The sequence below is a fragment of the Bradyrhizobium sp. SZCCHNS3052 genome (genome assembly GCF_032484495.1).
GTDB lineage: Bacteria > Pseudomonadota > Alphaproteobacteria > Rhizobiales > Xanthobacteraceae > Bradyrhizobium.
This window is the reverse complement of sequence record NZ_JAUETB010000004.1, coordinates 387,513-405,543: the sequence shown is the minus strand read 5'-3', so window position 1 is coordinate 405,543 and position 18,031 is coordinate 387,513. Positions and strand designations below refer to the sequence as shown.

Annotated in this window: 8 protein-coding genes and 1 pseudogene; 3 read left to right on the top strand and 6 right to left on the bottom strand. The window is 62.4% G+C overall.

Annotated features, from left to right (window positions below):
- Positions 1-98 precede the first annotated feature (98 nt).
- The 6 genes and pseudogenes from QX073_RS16755 to QX073_RS16735 form a co-directional block, all read right to left on the bottom strand.
- Positions 99-2,909 (bottom strand): SEC-C metal-binding domain-containing protein, encoded by a 2,811-nt coding sequence (locus QX073_RS16755; protein ID WP_316226051.1) that lies wholly within the window; start codon positions 2,907-2,909, stop codon positions 99-101.
- Between the two features lie 493 nt (positions 2,910-3,402).
- Entirely contained in the window at positions 3,403-3,684 is a 282-nt protein-coding gene (locus tag QX073_RS16750) for a hypothetical protein (RefSeq protein WP_316226050.1), read from the bottom strand.
- Between the two features lie 185 nt (positions 3,685-3,869).
- Positions 3,870-4,559: a tyrosine-type recombinase/integrase gene (locus QX073_RS16745; RefSeq protein ID WP_316226049.1), complete on the bottom strand. Its 690-nt coding sequence runs from the start codon at positions 4,557-4,559 to the stop codon at positions 3,870-3,872.
- Between the two features lie 314 nt (positions 4,560-4,873).
- A pseudogene (locus QX073_RS34420) lies at positions 4,874-5,200 on the bottom strand (DUF6538 domain-containing protein); the annotation flags it as partial.
- Between the two features lie 223 nt (positions 5,201-5,423).
- Entirely contained in the window at positions 5,424-6,782 is a 1,359-nt protein-coding gene (locus QX073_RS16740; protein WP_315825593.1) for a tyrosine-type recombinase/integrase, read from the bottom strand.
- Between the two features lie 632 nt (positions 6,783-7,414).
- Entirely contained in the window at positions 7,415-8,614 is a 1,200-nt protein-coding gene (locus tag QX073_RS16735) for an IS256 family transposase (RefSeq protein ID WP_316173597.1), read from the bottom strand.
- 814 nt (positions 8,615-9,428) lie between these two features.
- Here QX073_RS16735 and QX073_RS16730 point away from each other — a divergent pair.
- From QX073_RS16730 to QX073_RS16715, 3 genes are read left to right on the top strand one after another with little or no spacing between them, the layout of a single operon-like run.
- On the top strand, positions 9,429-10,976 hold the full coding sequence (locus QX073_RS16730; protein WP_315715086.1) for a ShlB/FhaC/HecB family hemolysin secretion/activation protein: 1,548 nt from the start codon (positions 9,429-9,431) through the stop codon (positions 10,974-10,976).
- Positions 10,976-16,267: a filamentous hemagglutinin N-terminal domain-containing protein gene (locus QX073_RS16720; protein ID WP_410052371.1), complete on the top strand. Its 5,292-nt coding sequence runs from the start codon at positions 10,976-10,978 to the stop codon at positions 16,265-16,267. The genes QX073_RS16730 and QX073_RS16720 overlap by 1 nt, the downstream gene beginning before the upstream one ends.
- Positions 16,267-17,826: a diguanylate cyclase gene (locus tag QX073_RS16715; protein ID WP_315825597.1), complete on the top strand. Its 1,560-nt coding sequence runs from the start codon at positions 16,267-16,269 to the stop codon at positions 17,824-17,826. The genes QX073_RS16720 and QX073_RS16715 overlap by 1 nt, the downstream gene beginning before the upstream one ends.
- The last annotated feature ends 205 nt before the right edge of the window (positions 17,827-18,031 follow it).

Sequence of the window (18,031 nt, the reverse complement as noted above, 5' to 3'; positions counted from 1 at the left end):
ACCTTCTGAGCCATTTTGGGAGCGGAAGCGCGCCAAGTCTGACAAACTGCTCAAGACGCCGGTGCATCTTTCGTTGAGGACGATTGGAAGGTGTAACTCTACACTTGGCGTCCGTGGCACTTCTTGAACTTCTTGCCAGACCCGCAAAAACACTTTGCGTTGACTGGATACTTTCCAGTCGGCCGAGGAAATTGCCACTGCGGAGGCGGTGCCTTCAATTTGAGGCCGGCGATTATTTCGCGCTGCATTTGCAGCTCCTTGCGTCCTTGTGGCGAGAGACCCTGCTCGTAGGGGGTAAGACGAGCCATCTCAATGTCAGCTGCTGTGAACTTGCCGGCATATGCAAGCGCAACCGCGTAGTGGCTCCGAACCGGAATGACATGGCTCATCAGGTTCTTGCTGTGGATGGCAGGAAGCAAATTGCGTTCAAATACGTCCAGGGCGCCATCGTAATCAAAACGACCCAGAAATTCGTCAGCGAGATCCTGTCCGACGCGAACAAAGGAATCTAATGCATTCGCCATGGAATAGAACTTCATGGCGTGAATGCGACAAAACCCAGAAGACGTTCCCATCCGATTGAGGGCCATAGCATGAAGATCGAGCGTGTCCGCCAAGTGCTTGAGGTCGTCAGCTTGGCTTTCCCCGTCCTTCAGCACTTGCATTAATTTGTCCGGGTTGGCCCCGATTACCATCTCCGGAGATAGACCGAGCAGATCAAAATACTCGGGAATTAGCGCGCTGGTGATGCTCGAACAATCCGAATACTCTTTGAGAGAAAAGAGGGCGCGTGCGAAATTGTATTTGGCAATACGCAAGTAGTCTGGCTCATGCGGGACAGCGTCAATGACGTGTTCCATGGCCTCGTGAGCTCGTTTTGAATCACCCTTCCTCGCATAGTTGTTGACACGTTTCATCGCGAGCGAAAGCCGCTCCCGCGATCCCAGGTCGTTGGCTTCGATGAGCTCCTCCATCAGTGCGAGGCGCCGGTCGAGAAGCGCGAGGTCTCCTTTCTTGAAATCTGCGAAGGCCAGACCGTCCAGCGCCCAAAAGCGGTCGATGGCTTTTGTCTCTGCGGATCCAGCGAGATTTTCGAGATAAGTGGCAACTTCCGTCATATAGCCGAGCTCATGAAATAGCTCGTCCGTCGCCATGTCGATCAGCGGCTCTGTCTCTCCAAGAGCAACGAACATACGCAGCATTAGAGAAACGCGCTGCATCGAGTGCTTCTTAGGAAGCTGATCGACAAGCAAGTTCTTGATAGCCAACTGGGCTCGATGACGTTCATCGGATCCGAGATCGTCCAAGTATGCGCGCCCAAGCAGCCGCATCGCATCGTGAACTTTGAAGTTGTCGACGCCAAAAACTTGCGCGGCACCTGCTGCCTGCAGCTTCCGCAAGAGCGTTGCCGTGTTCCGCTCACTGACGTTGTAGGCGTCGCTCAATACTGTTACTGCTTCGGATCGGCTCAGAGGCACGTCAACTAGGCTAAGAGCAGCGATCGCGCGACGATCGCTATCTCGAAACTGCTCAAAGACACGCGACAAAATCAGCTCTTGGGCAGTTTCCACGGCATGCGTCCGTCCCTCTAGCTCGTCGCAAAACCGAGCTACATCTCCCTCGTAATGATTTGCGGAAATTTGGAGAGCGTTTTGGACGTACAGTGGTAGGCCCGCCGTCAGCACCTGCAATCTTTGGTATGCGGAGTAGTCGCCCTTACATCCAAGAAACGATCCTTCCGCGGCGATGGTTTCATTCGTCCACCCACCCAGACTTTCGGGAACGATATTGAGGATCGCCTGCAATAGTCCCACCGCGGGCCCAGGTTGGGCGAGCAGGACAAAATGGAGGTGGGGCGCAAGCGCGATCAAAGAGCGAACATCTTCATGGGAGACGCGATGGACATTGTCGATCACGACAGTTGCGCGCACATCACTGTCGGTCAGATATTTGCCGATCGCGAATAATATCTGCGGGCTAGTTGCGCCCGGAAACAGTATTTCGCCAAGCTTTCCGCCGGATTTGGAGAACAGGCGCGCTGCAAGCTCCCGGGCAACGGTCGAGACGAGAGCCGTGCTGGGGACTTCACTTAGGTTGAAATACGACAAGGCATCTGTGGCATGAAGTGCGGTCTGAGAAACCCACGAGGTCTTCCCCGCGCCGGAAAACCCGGTGATGAGCCGAACGCGAGCGGAAGAAATCAGTGGCGGCTCATTGTCCTGCGGACGATAGCGCAGTGGGGGCGCGGGAAAGTCCTGCAGCTGAATGACCAGTTGCTCGAAAATGCCCGGCAGCTCTGCCGTCTCGAAGCTATGATCGGCGTGCGGGGCGAGCCCCGCCGCTGCGTGCATCACTCTCCCAGCAAGTTTCCAAACAAGCGTCTCCGGAGCCAGCATCGCAAATGGCAGCGATCGAGCGAGGTCACAGCAGGCCGCAAACATGGAATTGACATCGGCTTGCGGAACCGGAATCCCGCTGCCAGCCGTTGAGGGACCTCCAGGCCAAAGGACCGCAACATCCGTCGGCCAATCTGGCTCGGTAAGTCGCTCTTTTAACTTAGGGCCGGGTGAGACGTTTGCAACAATTGCAAAGATGGGACGTCCTTTACGGCGTCCGGCTTCATGTTCTTTCCGTACCGCAGCGAAGCGATCCATCGCCTCGTCGATGTCGCTGAAAACGAGCGAGGCTTGTCGGGTCTTAACCTGAAGATAGACCTGTCGATCGACACTTAAGAGTTCGACATCCTCGTCATGCTCCACTACGACTTTAGTTGCACCAGCATTTGCTGCACCGAACAAACAAGCTGCGGTGTAGAGATGCTGATAGAGGAAGCCGCGATGGACTGACTCTATTCGCACGACCTGACAGCTATCGAGAGCTGCGACGATACTATTGGCGGCTATCGGCATGGACAATCTCTGTCTGGAGCAGACGATGATCGGTCACGATTCGGGTGGGCCGTCAAGTTGCGTGCAATGTAACAATCAACAGCTTCCTCGCATTGCGGTCGTTCCGACTCTGAAGAATTTTCGGAGCGCGTTATGTGCGATAGCGAAATCATTGAATCCTTGATCCGGGCATCAAACTTCTCTTGACGCGAATCCTTCCACGACGTTTTGTCCATGGATTCCATAGCCGGGTTGCCAAAGCGACCCGACGCAACTTATCGTGTTTAGATGCCGAATATCAAATTGCTAGAAGCACAATGGCTTTCGGACGTAAAGCAGGCCGTCGCTTTTGCTGAAAGGTCGTTCGGACAAGACGTCGTCTCGACGCGAAACGCCCATTACGCGCTATGGCTGACGGTCGATCAGTCCCCGGGATCAATCCGTGACCTGTTCCGACAGTTCAAGGAAGAGGACCTTGTAAAGGCCGCCGAGGACATCACTGCTAAAGAGCTCTTTACCAACCTCCCGCTAGGAGTTGGGTCGGTCGCCGAGCGAACAAAGCCACCGCCTTGCGGACGCCAAGGTCGCCGGCTTTGGGGTCTATGAAGATATAGCCGCTCTTTGAGTTCTCGTAGAACTCCAAGAAGCCTTCCTCAATGATTTGCTGGTGCAGTATGACGTCTCTGGCTTCGTCCGTCTTCACGGGGCCAGCCTCGGGCGTCACGTGCACGACCCAATCTTTGCCCTCGCGCCGAACATCCTCCTTGCGAAGCTCAAGCAGCTCGCCAATCCACATTTCCTCTCGCAAGCGTCGCACCGATAGATGTGGACCGATCTGTCTCGTTTCACATCCAGGCGCTCACAGAGTGAGTATAGGAATTTTCGACAGTTCTCTAAGCATGGCTTCCGGCGGAAACTCACCATAGGTATCTGCCACCGTCTTGCGACCGTGGCCGGTCATCGCATCAAGGATGTCCAAGGCTAGCCCATTACGACGACCGGCGTTTTGAGACGATGACGCCACGAATGGTTTGGTGAAATCCGTTTGTCGGTGACACCGAGTGACCTGATCCATCGGCTTAGAATCTTCGTGCCCGTCCTACCGCGGCTGCCGAAACGATCCGGCGCGAGATCAGCAAACAATGGTCCCTTGCGGACCGACGCCGCAAATTTCAGAAAGCCTTCGTTCTGTAAGGCCGAGCGAACCGGCACCACGCGCTCTGCATTCACATTCTTCAGCGAGCCCGCCTCACCTGCGAACGCAATGCACCAGATGCCATCGATCTGCTTGATGTCTTCCGAGCGCAGTTGGCAGATTTCCGAGATGCGCGCGCCAGTGTAGGAGCAAACCCACGGCACCCATCGCTTGTGCGCTTCCGTCTCGGTGCGTGCAGCTCGTAGAATGATCTTGGCCTCATCGTCGGTGTATCCACGTCTTTTCTCGGAAGATCTGGCCTTGAGATCGATGTTGATGCGCGCAGCAGGATTGGCATCGAGCTTTCGGTTGTCCACGGCCCATTGGAAAATTGCACGCACCGGCGCGAGCTTGCAGTCACGAATAGTCTTGGCCTTCAGGCCTTTGGCTAGAAGATCGGCTTTCCAGGACACGAGATCGTCTGGACCAACGCGGCGCGCATCATCGTGTTCGAGAAAGTCGGACAGCTGCGTCATAACTTTACGCTAGGTGTACTCGGTCTTCTGGTTCGGCTTTTTCTCGACAAGCCAACCTTCAATGATGGCATTAAAGGTTAGAGGTGCCGCTGGCAGGCGGGTCGCCGACAGAGAGCTCCCGACCGGTCGGACTTCCGTCCTGCCGAGCAGATAAGCCTGGTGCTCGTGCACACTCCTCTGCAGTTCCAGAGAGACCGCGCGGGCTAGTCGTTCGCGATCGTCATCCTGTAGAGCGAGTCCTCTCGCAGCCAAGCGGTCATCCACGAGGGCACAACACCTTGCTCTTTGTGCAAGTCGCCTCTCATCCGCCGCACTCAGCGGCTGCATGATGTCCGTGTAGTAGCCGCAATCGCTTTTATCCGTAGCCCAAAGGCCCGCGCCGATTTCAACGTCCCAGCGCAGTGGTTGGTAGGATCTGCCTCGAGTTGTCGTCGCACCTGATCGCCGATCGCCGCCGCTTCTCGAGCGATATCTTCTGGCGACAGCGGACGCTGGCCGGCGCGCAAGTTCGCCCAACGCTCCTCGACTTCAGCCAGCTTGATCGCGTGGAGCCGCTTCGCCTCAGTCGGGTCTCGCGTACCTAAGCTGAAGCGCTCCTCGCGCTTCCCAAGCAGGTTGCGAAGATCATCCGGAACACGCTTCCGGAACCAGTATTAGCCGCTTTCGGGATGCTTCCAGGGACGAGTCATCGAAAGAGTCACGTGCACCATCCGTGTGTACCAACTTCGGGCGGAAAAGCCTATGCCAATCAATAACCTAATGATTTTATTGGGCTTCTGCGTGTGCTGGCGGAGAGGGAGGGACTTTCCTCCGGAATGTCGAAGGTCTGATCCACAATTAACACTCCGCTCATCTGTCGTCTCTCTAGGCGGCAAGACTCTGAACGTCCTCAGCGCCACTGAGACGCTCGCCAATTGCCGACTTAAGAAATTGCGCCAACGCCGCTTTACGAGACTTGCGATCCAACGCGTATTCGGTCTGCTTAAACTTTACGCCGTCCAGGAGGCCTTGGATGTAGCCGGAAATTGTGTCGGCCGCCATGATGAGCGCTGTGTCAAGCGTATGGATGTACTTGCTGGTAACGGATCCCTTCGAATGACCGACCAGAGCTGCAATCGTCACTTCGGTAAAACCGAGATCGTTCGCGATGCTGGCGAAGCTATGACGTAGGACGTGCGGGGTTACGTCAGGGAGGGGCGATTTTCTGAAGAGCTGCTCCCAATGGTTCGGGAAGCTACCGAACGCATTGTCGTCCCCATACCCAGGAAAGACATAGGAGCCAACCTTCTGGTTTCGCCGAGCTTCCATGAATTCGACAACGGGGAGTCCGATTGGACGGATAGAAGCGCCCTCTTTGCTGTCTGCCAAACGCAGACAACTTGTTTCCGTGTCTACCTCCGACCACTTAAGACCGATAATCTCGCTGCGGCGGCAGCCGGTCAGCGCGATCTGGCGAATAATATCGACGCTGATGGCGTACTTCTCGTCCCGGACGGCTACCCGCAACATTTCCCCGAGCGTTCGATACTCCGCTTCGGTGAGCCGACGCGTGCGCACATTGTCCTTGGGCTTGCGGATCCCGTGGGCCGGATTGCTCTCTATAATGCCTGTTTCAACCGCATAGGTGAGGATGCCACCGAGAAGGCCCACGGTCCGCGTTGCCGTGCCGGCGCCTCCGCGCACGTTCGCCTTTCCACGGAGTTTCTTGGTTTTGACGCTGACGCGGGTCTTACCGGCCATGATATCCTTCAGGACCTTGTTGATATCGGCTTTGACAAGGTCCTTGACGCGACGAGTGCCGATCAAGGGCACAATATGGCGATTGATGCGACCCGTGTCCGTCACCATGGTCGTCGCCTTCTTCGGGCGTCCGCCCTTACCAAGAAGAAGACCCGCTTCGAAGTCTCTGAGGTACAACTCGCAGAGTTCTTTGACAGTCACCGCCTTGTGGTCGAGCTGCCGCTCTTCGGCAGGGTTGTCCCCCTGTGCCACTCGACCCAATTGGATCTTGGCTTCCTTTCTCGCGAGCTCCGGCGTCCAGACGCCGTGAACACCAATCGTATAGCGGCGGGAGCGCCCAGCCGAGCGGTACTGGATCAAATAGCTACGCTTGCCGGACTTGAATACACGTAAGCCGAAACCGGGCAGTTCATCGTCCCAAATGACGTAGTCTTTGCCCTGGGCTTCAGCGCTGTCGACAACGCGTTTGGTGAGCTTGGTCACAGGATTTCTCCGGTCCGAAGCCCTTCTCCCGCGTAAGCACCACGTAAGCAGTTGGAAGAAAATCGGGGCGTATCCCAGGATACGGGTCGCCAGGCCGAATTCCAGATTTGCGGAGCGATTTCAGTGCGATATCGAAACATCGGATGCCCTGGCGTTTTTTGGCGTAGGGCAAGTTAAAAAGCTCCGAAGGCAAAGGTCACACGTTCGAATCGTGTCGGGTGCGCCAGTCCTGGCTTGGTCCCGTGACGCGGTTGGACAGCCTGCTGGCTTTTGCCTCGCCTGCGCATCGGTCCGCAGCGCATTCTCTCCCGGCCCTGCTCAATATCCCCGGCGAGCATTCTGATCGTCGCGTGCCACCGTCGCAGCAGCCCTAGCTAGCTGGTCCAATCGGGTTGCTGGTATGAGGACGACCTCGCCGAAGCGGTGCGTTCCTATTTTCCGGTTACGCACAACGTTGCCGATGGCGCGGGTGGCGCTCCGCTTGCCGGGCTTTTGCAAGAGCGCGCCCGCTTGGCCGGAAAGAAGGTCGGGGTGATTTTGTCGGGCGGCAATATCGATGCGTCGGGATCGTGTCCCATTGCGTGGTGTAGCTAGCGGTGGGGCAGCGCGTTCGCCGGGGAGAGCTGGGCAGGTCAGCTGGCGATCGCCGGAAGGCTGACGGTGGGATCATCGCTCAACGGCGCGATTGTTTCCAGTGTCATGTAGCGGGCGTGCTGGACGGCCCATTCATCGTTTTGCTCAAGCAGGATCGCGCTGATGAGGCGGACGATGGCGTCTTCATTGGGGAAGATGCCGACAACCTCGGTCCGGCGCTTCATCTCGCCGTTGAGGCGCTCGATCGGATTGGTCGAGTGCAGCTTGGTCCGGTGCTGCGGTGGGAACGTCATATAGGCCAGCACATCGGTCTCGACCTCGTCGAGGAAGCCAGCAAGCTTAGGCAGTTTGGGGCGGAGTTGATCGGCGACCTTCCGCCACTGCGCTTGTGCAGCCTCGGCATCGTCCTGGGCAAAGGCGGTGGCGATGAAGGCGGAGACCACGCGCCGGCCGCTCTTGCCGGCATGCGCCAGCGCGTTGCGCATGAAGTGCACGCAGCACCGCTGCCAGCTGGCGTTGAGCACCTTGGCGACGGTGGCCTTGATACCTTCATGGGCGTCGGACACGACCAGCTTGACACCGCGCAGGCCGCGGCGGGCGAGCTTGCGCAGGAAAGCGGTCCAGAACGTCTCGGCTTCAAAGGGACCGATGTCCATCCCGAGCACCTCGCGTCGGCCATCGCTATTGACGCCGACCGCAACAATCACCGCGACCGACACGATGCGCCCGTTCTGACGCACCTTCACGTAGGTGGCGTCGATCCACAGATACGGCCAGTCGCCTTCGATCGGACGGGCGAGGAACGCCTTCACCTTGTCGTCGATCTCCGCGCAGAGCCGGCTCACTTGGCTCTTCGAAATACCGGTCATGCCCATGGCCTGCACCAGATCGTCCACCGAACGGGTCGAGACGCCCTGCACATAGGCTTCCTGAACCACGGCGGTGAGCGCCTTCTCGGCCATCCGGCGCGGCTCCAGGAAGCCGGGGAAGTAGGAGCCCTTGCGCAGCTTGGGGATGCGAAGCTCGACCGTGCCGGCACGAGTCTCCCAGGTCCGGTCGCGATAGCCGTTGCGCTGGGCCAGGCGCTCGGGGGTCTTCTCGCCGTAGGCCGCCCCGGTCTGGCCTTCGACTTCCATCTTCATCAGCCGCTGAGCAGCAAAGCCGATCATCTCGCGCAACAGATCGGCATCAGGGGTCTTCTCCACGAGCGTGCGCAGGTTCATCATTTCGTCGGTCATCGGTGGTTCCTCGGTTGCGTTGGCGTGTCGCAACCCGATCCTACCGGAGAACTGCCGGTGACCACCGCAAAGCCGCCCGCCCGCTACGGCGCTATCGGAGGCGCGCGTCCGAGCGGCTTTGCTCTACCGAGCTACACCACCACCGGGGACACGACCACGCGCCCCAGCCCATCGCTCAATCGCCGGGTGGTCAAATATGGCATAATGGTCAATCAAACTGCACTTTAGTGAGGCTTACATCTGCGGATTGTTCGCGGCGCCTAACGCCGGTCTCGGCCAGGGCGCCGGCGTCCTGCGAGACGCTCAGCACCCTGCCGTAGACAAGGCCGTAATGGGTGAAGTTGAAGGTGTCGATCTTTATCTCGGCCGCCTCGCCGAAATTGACGAAGCCGAAGTCCCAATGAGATCATGGCTGCGGAATAGCCGTGCGTCTCATGGAGCGTGTACCTGTCGGCGAGGAGGACGGCTTGGCGCTGGCTGGCTCACGATCGCTCCGTGGAATTACTGGCTGACCCCGCAGAGAGCTCCACTTCAACGTCCCATTAAGCATGAAGCGCTTAGGTCGTTGGGCTGAAAGAAGTGCGCGCGCCTCGGACAACACCGTTGGCTCGCGGAGTGACATGAGTCGAAGCGGCATATGGCGAAGCCTGTCAGCTCCCTTCTATGTGCCGCAGCCAGTATCGGGGCGCTGATGTACTCCTCGTCCGCGCTATCCCAGATCGCAGCTCCCAGTCAGGTGACTCCGCCGAGCCTGCGACCTCAATTCCCGGCGGGCGAGCAGCCGTTGCGACTACCGGGGCCGCTGGAAACGGCCGTGCCGCCCGGCAACGCAGCCATGGCCGTCGTGGTCGGCGAGGCGCAGCTCGATGGCGCGTTTCCCGAGCTTCGCACGCTCACCGACCCCCTGATCGCTCGCGTCAAGGGCCAACGTGTCAGCGTTGCCCAGATCTATGCGCTCGCGACCAACCTCGAAGGCCTCTATTCGCGCGCCGGCTATCCGCTGGTGCGGGTCAGCGTGCCGCCGCAACAGCTGGTCGACGGCGGGACACTTCGCCTTGTTGTCATCGACGGCTTCATCGAAGCGATCGACGTCAATACGCTTCCTGAGCGCGTGCGAAACGTGGTCGCCGGCCGGACCAACTTGCTGCTGGGGCGGCCGCATCTCACGACCGAACAAATCGAGCGTGCGCTGCTGATCGCGGGCGACGTTCCCGGCTTGAGGCTGCGCAGCACCCTGGTGCGCGGCACGCGCGAAGGCGGGGTACGGCTCGTGCTCGAGGGCGAGCATCGGCTGATCTCGGGCTCGGCCGGAGCCGACGATCGCCTGTCGCGTTCGCTCGGCACTTGGCAGCTGCGCGGCACGCTGGCGCTCAACAGCGCGCTCGGCGCTGGCGAGCAGATCTACGGCACGGCCGGACTCAGCACGGATTTGCGTGCGGCCTCGGCAGGCGACGCGCCGTTCTCGCTCTACGGCGGCGGGGCCGTCGTGCCGATCGGAGCGGACGGCATCACGGTCAATCCGGAATACACGCATTCGCGGACGGTCACGAAGCAGACGCCCGGCGCCCCCGCTTCGCTCGGCAGCTTCGACCGGTTCGCGCTACGCCTGCGCGGGCCGATCGGGCTGTCGCGAAAGGCGTCGCTCTACGCCAACCTCGCCGTCGAGGATGTCGAGCAGCAGATCTCGGCGCCGGATTTCGGGGTGGCGCTCAGCCACGATCATTACCGCGTGCTTCGCGGCGGCATCGACTACGCCACGACGTTGCCGTCGCAGGCAGGGCTGCAGCTCGGAGCGCAGCTCTCGAAGGGGCTCGGCGGACGCAATGCCGAGGACGCGATCACCTCGCGCGTGCCGTTGTCGCGGATCGGCGCGACGCCCGACTTCGTCAAGCTTGCGGCCACCGCGCGCCTGTCGCAACCTTTGCCCGCCGGCTTCCGCTTCGATGTCATCGGCACCAGCCAGATCACCGGCGGCAAGGCCATGCTGCGCTCCGAGCAGCTGTCGCTCGACGGAAGCGACGCGCTGTCTGCCTTCGCGTCCGGCACGTTGAATGCCGATGAGGGCTTCACCTTGCGCGGAGAGCTGGCCTACCCGTTCGTGTTCAATGCGTTCGGCACGGGGGCCGCCGCATCGCCCTATCTGTTTGCAGCCGGCGGCCGGGGCTGGATCGCGAGTCCCTCGGCCGTCGAACAAGCCGCCCTCAACGCGGGAGCCGTGGGGACCGGCGTCCGCAGCAGCGTCAGCATTCCCGGCAGCTCCGCCGATGCGAGCCTTGCAGTCGAGATCGCGCGCGGCTTCACCGACGTCAGCGGCGTGCGGCAGGGCTGGCGGGCCAATGTCCTGGGCACGGTGAGCTTCTGATGCGCGCGTTCGACCACGCACGAAACGCGCGAGCGGCGAGCGGATGGCGCAGACGCGCTGCCCTCTTGCTCGGCTGCACCTCTCTGCTCGCCATATCATCGCGCGCGCTGGCGCAAGCCGGTCTGCCGCAGGGCGGCAGCGTCGTGTCAGGTCAGGCCACGATCGGCGCGCCGGCGGGCAATACCCTCACGATCAACCAGACATCCTCCAGGGCGATCGTCGACTGGAACAGCTTCTCTGTCAGTGCCGGAAACAGCGTCAACTTCGTCCAGCCGAACTCGAGCGCAGCCATCCTCAACCGGGTCACGGGGACGACGACCTCGACCATTGCCGGCCAGGTCAGCGCAAACGGGCAGGTGTTCCTGGTCAATCCCAACGGCATCGCGATCACGCCAACTGGGTCGGTGCAGGTTGGCGGCGGCTTCGTGGCCTCGACGCTCGACATCGGCAATGCCGATTTCAACGCCGGCCGCCTGATCTTCACCGGCAAGGGCGCTTCGGCCGCCGTCAGCAATGCCGGCGCGATTTCCGGCGCGAGCGGTGCATTTGTCGGGCTGATCGGCGGGACCGTGTCCAACAGCGGCACGATCACCGTGCCGCTCGGCCGCGTCGGGCTCGGCGCCGGAGAGGCGATCACGCTCAATCCGACAGGCGACGGCTTCCTGCAGGTCGCGCTTCCCACCAAGTCCACCACCGCCGATGGCAAGGCGATCATCGACATCGCCGGCAGGATCAAGGCGGCGGGCGGCGCGATCGAGATCAAGGCGGCGGCGGCCCAGCAGGCCGTGCGCGACGTGGTCAACGTGTCCGGCGTGCTCAGCGCCCGCTCGCTGTCGGGCCGCTCCGGCCGCATCGTGCTCGGCGGCGGAAGCGGCGCGGTGACCATATCAGGACGGCTTGCGGCCAATGGCGGCCGCAGCAATGCCGGCGGCACCATCGTGGTGACCGGGAAGAAGGTTGCGCTGACCGCGACAGCGAAGGTGAGCGCCGACGGCAAGAGCGGCGGCAAGGTGCTGATCGGCGGCGATATGCGCGGCGGCCGGGATCCGTCCGCGAAGCTGGTCGCCGATGACGTGCCGACGGCCGAGACCACTTCGGTCGCGCAGGGCGCGACCATCTCGGCGAAAGGCAGTGCCGGCGATGGCGGCAAGGTCGTGCTGTGGTCGGAGCAGACGACCGACTTCCGCGGCAGCGTCGTTGCGACCGGCGCTGATGGCGGCAATGGCGGCGGCGCCGAGGTCTCGAGCCACGGCCTGCTGGACTTCCGCGGCAGTGTCGACCTGACCGCCACGGGCGGCAAGACCGGCACGCTGCTGCTCGACCCCTATGACGTGACCATCTCGACCGCGGCCGATAGCAACATGTCGAGCAGCGGCAACACCTACTCGCCGACCGGCAACAGCTCGGTGCTGTCGGTCGCCACGCTGCAAGGCGCGCTGGCGACGGCAAATGTCACCGTCGACACCGGAAGCGGCGGGTCACAGAGCGGCGACATCACCGTGGCGAACGCAGTGACCTGGGCCAGCGGCCACTCGCTGACGTTGAACGCCGCGCGTGACGTCAACGTCAATGCGGGCATCAGCACCAGCGGCGGCGGGACATTCTCGGTGTCGGCCGGCCGCGACGTGAATGTCAGCAGCAGCATCACGGCCACCGGCGGAGCCCTCAACGTCAATCTGGCTGCGTCCGGAAGCTCGGGCTCGCTCGTTATCAACGGCGCAACCATCGACACGAATGGCGGCGCGCTGACCGGGTCCGCAGTTCAGGCGGGGAGCAACGCGGCTGTCTGGCTGGCCAATAGCACCCTCAACGTCGGCGCTCTGACGCTCACGGGCACCTCGGCCTCCGGCAACGGGGTCGTATTCGCCGGATCGAACGCCATCACCAACACCAGCGGCGGCACGTTGAGCATCAGCGGAAGCAGCCCCACGTTGCCGGCATTCGTGCTGCAGGCCGGTGCGAGTCTGGATACCGCCGGCGCAGTCAGCATCACCGGAACGTCGAACAGCAGTGTCGGCGTCTATCTGCTGGGCAACAACACCATCACCGATCATTCCGGCGGTCTGACCCTGAGCGGGACGACGTCATCCAACGTCGGATTCTGGATCAACAGTGGCAACAACACCTTCACCAACTCTGGTGGCGGCACGCTCGCGCTGAACGGCACGGTCACGACCTCATCCGGATCCCAGGGCATCGCATTTAACTCAGGCGTGGGCCTGACCACGTCGGGCACGGTCACGCTCACCGGCACATCGATCACCTCCAACGGTGTCGAATTCCAAGGCTCGAACCTCGTCACCGACACTGCCGGAAACCTTACCGTCAGCGGAGCCAGTACCACCGGCATCGGCGTCTTCTTTACCGCCACACCAACAACGCTGACCAATTCCGGGACGGGAGCTCTTTCGATCTCAGGCAGTTCGGTTGCGGGCGCGGGAGGGGGATTTGGCGCGGCCATCAATTCCGACCTGACGACGTCGGGCAACATCTCGATCTCCGGCACCGACACCGGCACCTCCTACGGCCTGTACCTGAACGGCTCCGCGATCACCAGCAACTCGGGCAATCTCACGCTGAGCGGCTCCTCGACGGGTTCGAATGGCGTCTGGGATCAGGGCAACGGCACCTTGGCGCTGACCAACGCGGGGGCCGGCACATTCCAGCTGATCGGCAGCACACCCAGCGCCAGTCGTGGCATCCGCTTCAATACCGGCAGCAATCTGACCACCCTGGGCTCCGTCTCACTGAACGGGTCGTCGGGAAGCGGTGAAGGCCTGTCGTTCAAAGGCAGCAACATCGTCACGATTCTGAACGGCACGCCGAGCTTTGCAGGCAGCTCGACCTCCGGCAGCGGCGTCTTCTTCCAGGGCGCCACGACCATCGATAACCAGGGGACCGGCACGGCGACGTTCTCGGGCACGTCAAACAGCGGCTTTGGCGTGAACTTCACCGGGACGAACACTGTGTCCGGCAACGTATCGTTCGCGGGCATCTCGACGGCGAGCGACGGCGTCAGCTTTGGATCAGCCTCGAGCCTCGCCGTAACGGGCGGGAACGTCGCCGTCAGCGGCATCTCCACCGCCACGAGCGGGTCGGGCTCGACGGTCGGCACTTACTTCTCCGGTACGACGGTCAGTAACTCGGGCAGCGGATCGCTGACCATCACTGGAACCTCCAACGACACGGGGCCGACGAACAGCGGGAGCGCCGGCGTGCTCTTTGCCGGCACCGACGCCATCAGCAATTCCGGCGCTGGCACGCTGGCCATTTCGGGATTCAATCCGTCCGGCTACGGACTCCAGTTCCGGAATTTCTCTGCTGTAACTACATCTGGCACCATGTCGCTGGCTGGAACGTCGAGCACGGGTTATGGCGTGTTGGCATCGCTCGCCAGCTTCACCGCAACGGGAAGTGTGACGCTGACCGGCACCTCGAACAGCAATGTCGGCATGGTCGCCAACGGAGGCAACACGCTGACCGCGACGAGCGGCGCTTTGATCCTGCAAGGCACTTCGGTGTCCGCTGATGGCCTGCAACTGCGCGGGACGCTCGCCACCAGCGGCTCGGGGCTTGTGTCGATCAGCGGAACGAGTAGCGGCGGAAGCGGCATCGCGGTCAACGCCAATGTGACCTCCTCCGGCACCACGTCGATCTCAGGCAGCTCGACCAGCGGCAACGGCATCTATTTGCGGGGCAGCACCACGATCGACAATCTGAGCGGAACCGCCGTGACGTTCGCCGGCACGAGCACCAGCGGGGCCGGAGTGACGATCGATCAAGGCAGCACGCTCACGACCTCAGGCGACCTGCAGCTGAGGGGGACGAGCAGCACCGGATCCGGCCTCGTCGCCAGCGGTAGCAACGCCATTACGGCCAACTCGGGCGCGGTCACCCTTGCAGGCAGCACCTCGTCCGCCTCGGCTGTCGGAATCGACACGTCTGCAGCCGGGGTTGCGATCACCAACAACGGCACCGGCACCCTCATCCTCGACGGTCGCGGCGGCGACCGGCTCGGCGCCACGATCACCTCAGGCGCGGCGCCGGTGGTGATCAGTGACACTGGTGCGGTGAGCCAGATCGGCGGCGCCATCGCTGCTACGGCGCTGCGGCTGTCGGGCGGAACGAGCTACGTGCTTGGCGCCGACAACACTGTCGGCACGCTTGCCGCCAGCGGCATCGGCGCGCTCACCTTCAACAACGCACAGAGTTTGACCATCGGTGCGGTACAGGGGATCAGCGGAATCAGCGCCAGCGCCAACGCGACGATCCTCTCGGCCGGCGACCTGACGATCGCAAGCGGCAGCGCGGTGGTCGCCGCAAGCCCGGTCCTATCGGCAGCTCGTGCCTTCATCAACAATGCCGGCAGCGGCGCGGTGAGCGCGACATCCGGCCGCTGGCTGATCTATTCGGCCGCACCCGGCGCCGACAGTTTCGGCGGATTGGACAGCGGCAATCCTGCGATCTGGAACGCGACCTACCAGTCGGGGCCGACGGGGAGCGTGAGTGCGCCGGGCAATCGTTACCTGTTTGCGGCTGCCGCGCCCGGAACGGCCGGCAATGGCTCATCGTCCGCGAACACGGATCTCATTCCGGCCCCATCGACGCCCGCTCTGATTCCCCCCTCGCCGTCCTCCACGCCCGATTCCGGCGTCTTGAACGGCTTTGGAGCCGCAGCTGAGTCAGTGAACAATGGAAGGACCAGCGGCGGTGCTGGGCGTGGCCATGGCGGCTTGGGCGGTGCGGCCTCTGCCTCGAGCGCTTCCCAGGGTTCGGCAGGCCAAGGCCCTGCAGCCGGCCCGGCAAAGTCCGCAGCCGAGCATGCCGCTGCGGCTCCGCCGGCCGCCGCACCCGTGCCGCCGCCGAGCCAACCCGCCCAAGCTGCCCCCGAGCCACCGATCTTATCCGCGCCGCCCACCACGATCGCGCCTGCGCCAGCCCGAAGCATGGTCGATCTTGCGCTGTCGCGCCTCAATCGCGAAGCGCTCGCGACCACCATTGCCGAGGAAATTTCGCGTGTGGCCCGCTCCGCCGCGAGGTCATTGAGGGCCGCCGAATTCACCATTGCGGCCGCAAGCTCGGTCCTGACCGTCGGCTTCATCGCTTGGCTGCTGCGCGGCGGGACGCTGCTCGCCGCGTTCCTGGCCTCGGTCCCGCTGTGGCGCGGCTTCGATCCTTTGATGGTGGTGCTGCGGCCGCGGAGGACGGAAAGGACCCGCGCCACGTCCGAGGTTGATGCGATGTTCGAGGGCGGCCAGGGAGCCAGTCGATCGCTCGCGGACGTCACGTGATGAAGCGATGGCTGTCCCCCAAACTCCAGCTCAGCCTCGGTCTGGTATCCTTGACCGTCAGCCTAATTCTCGTCGCCGCCTCGCTTGGCTTGCTGCCAAACGAGGAGAGAGCCGAGCTGGAGCAGCGCGGCGTCACCGCAACCGCGATGGCGGTGCAACTCGCCGTCCTCGCCAGCCGCAATGACACGGCCGCGATCAAGGACACGATCGACGTCGTGGTCAGCCGCAGCCCAGCCATCCTCTCCATTGCCATCCGCGACGCGCATGGCAATATCCTCGCCGGATCCGATCGCCACCTGACCCACTGGCGCGAGCTGCCTGACGGCAAGTCGACCGCGACGCATATCCAGGTGCCGCTGTTCAATGATGACACGCCTGCCGGTCGGATCGAGATCGCCTTCAGGCCGCTCACCAGCGGAGCGAACCCGCTCGATCTGGGGCCGGCCCTGTTCGCGTTCGTGGGATTCATGGCGGTTACGGGCTTTGCCGGCTTCTACCTGGTGCTTGGCCGCGCCCTGCGCGAGCTCGATCCGAGTCGCACGATTCCGAAGCGGATCGAGGCGGCGTTCGATACCCTCGCTGAGGGCGTGCTGATCATTGACGACGACGAGCGCGTGCTGCTCGCAAACCGGGCCTTCAAACACAACGTTCTGACCGGTGGCGAACTTGAGCTCGGCTCTCCGGCCAGCGGATTGCCGTGGCTTTCGTCGGTGGCGGCTCCGGTTGCGCCAAGCGATCTGCCGTGGCGTGTCGCCCTGGAGCATGAGCATCCGGTGCTCGGCGCGGAGCTGAGCATTCGCGATGCCGGCGGCGGCATGCACCGGCTCGTCGTCAACGCGACGCGCATCCTCGACGGCAGCGGGACGGCACGCGGCGCCATCGTCACGTTCACCGACGTGACGGCCTTGCATGAAACCAATATGCGGCTGAGCGCCTCGGTCGAGGAGCTGCGCAAGGCACAGCGGCATATCTCCGATCAGAATCTCGAGTTGCAATATCTTGCCTCGCGCGACCCACTGACCGGCTGTCTCAACCGTCGCACCTTTTTCGAACAGGCGGAAGCACTGCTGACCGAAGCAATCCGCACTCGGCGTCCGTTTGTCTTCATGATGGTCGACGCCGACCACTTCAAGCGGATCAACGATCGGTTCGGCCATGCCTTCGGCGACAAGGTGCTGGTCGGGCTCTCCGACCAGTTGCAGACATTCTGCGGCGCGCCGCATCTGGTCGGCCGTTACGGCGGTGAAGAGTTTTGCGTCGCGCTGATCGGCCTGAGCAAGACCTCGGCCGAACACGTGGCCGAGCAGGTGAGACGGTCGGTGTCGAACGTCGGGACTTGGCTGCCGGGCAGCGAACGCGTGACCGTCAGCATCGGGCTCGCGCCTCTCGACGATCCGCGCGACAAGCTCCTCGATCTGGTCAACCGCGCAGACAAGGCGCTTTACGCAGCCAAGACGGCGGGCCGAAATCGCGTGGTCGTGGAACGCACTAAGGATGCGGCGCCCACGTCGACCGTTGCGAGAGCGGCTTCCCGGGCCGGTTGGCGCTGTGATCCCTAACGAACGCCGCAGGCGGTCGGCCTTAGATGCCCTACCGTATCGGGGCGGACGCCGTCGCAGCGCTCGGCCAGCGGGCTCGCCGGACGACGGAATGCCAGCAATGGCTGATACGCAAGCCCTCGCGATCGCCGGTTTGTAGGTCGTGGGCCATGCTGCGCTCATCGGTACCCTTGATGGTGGTGACGCTCGGCGAAACGCCGACGCA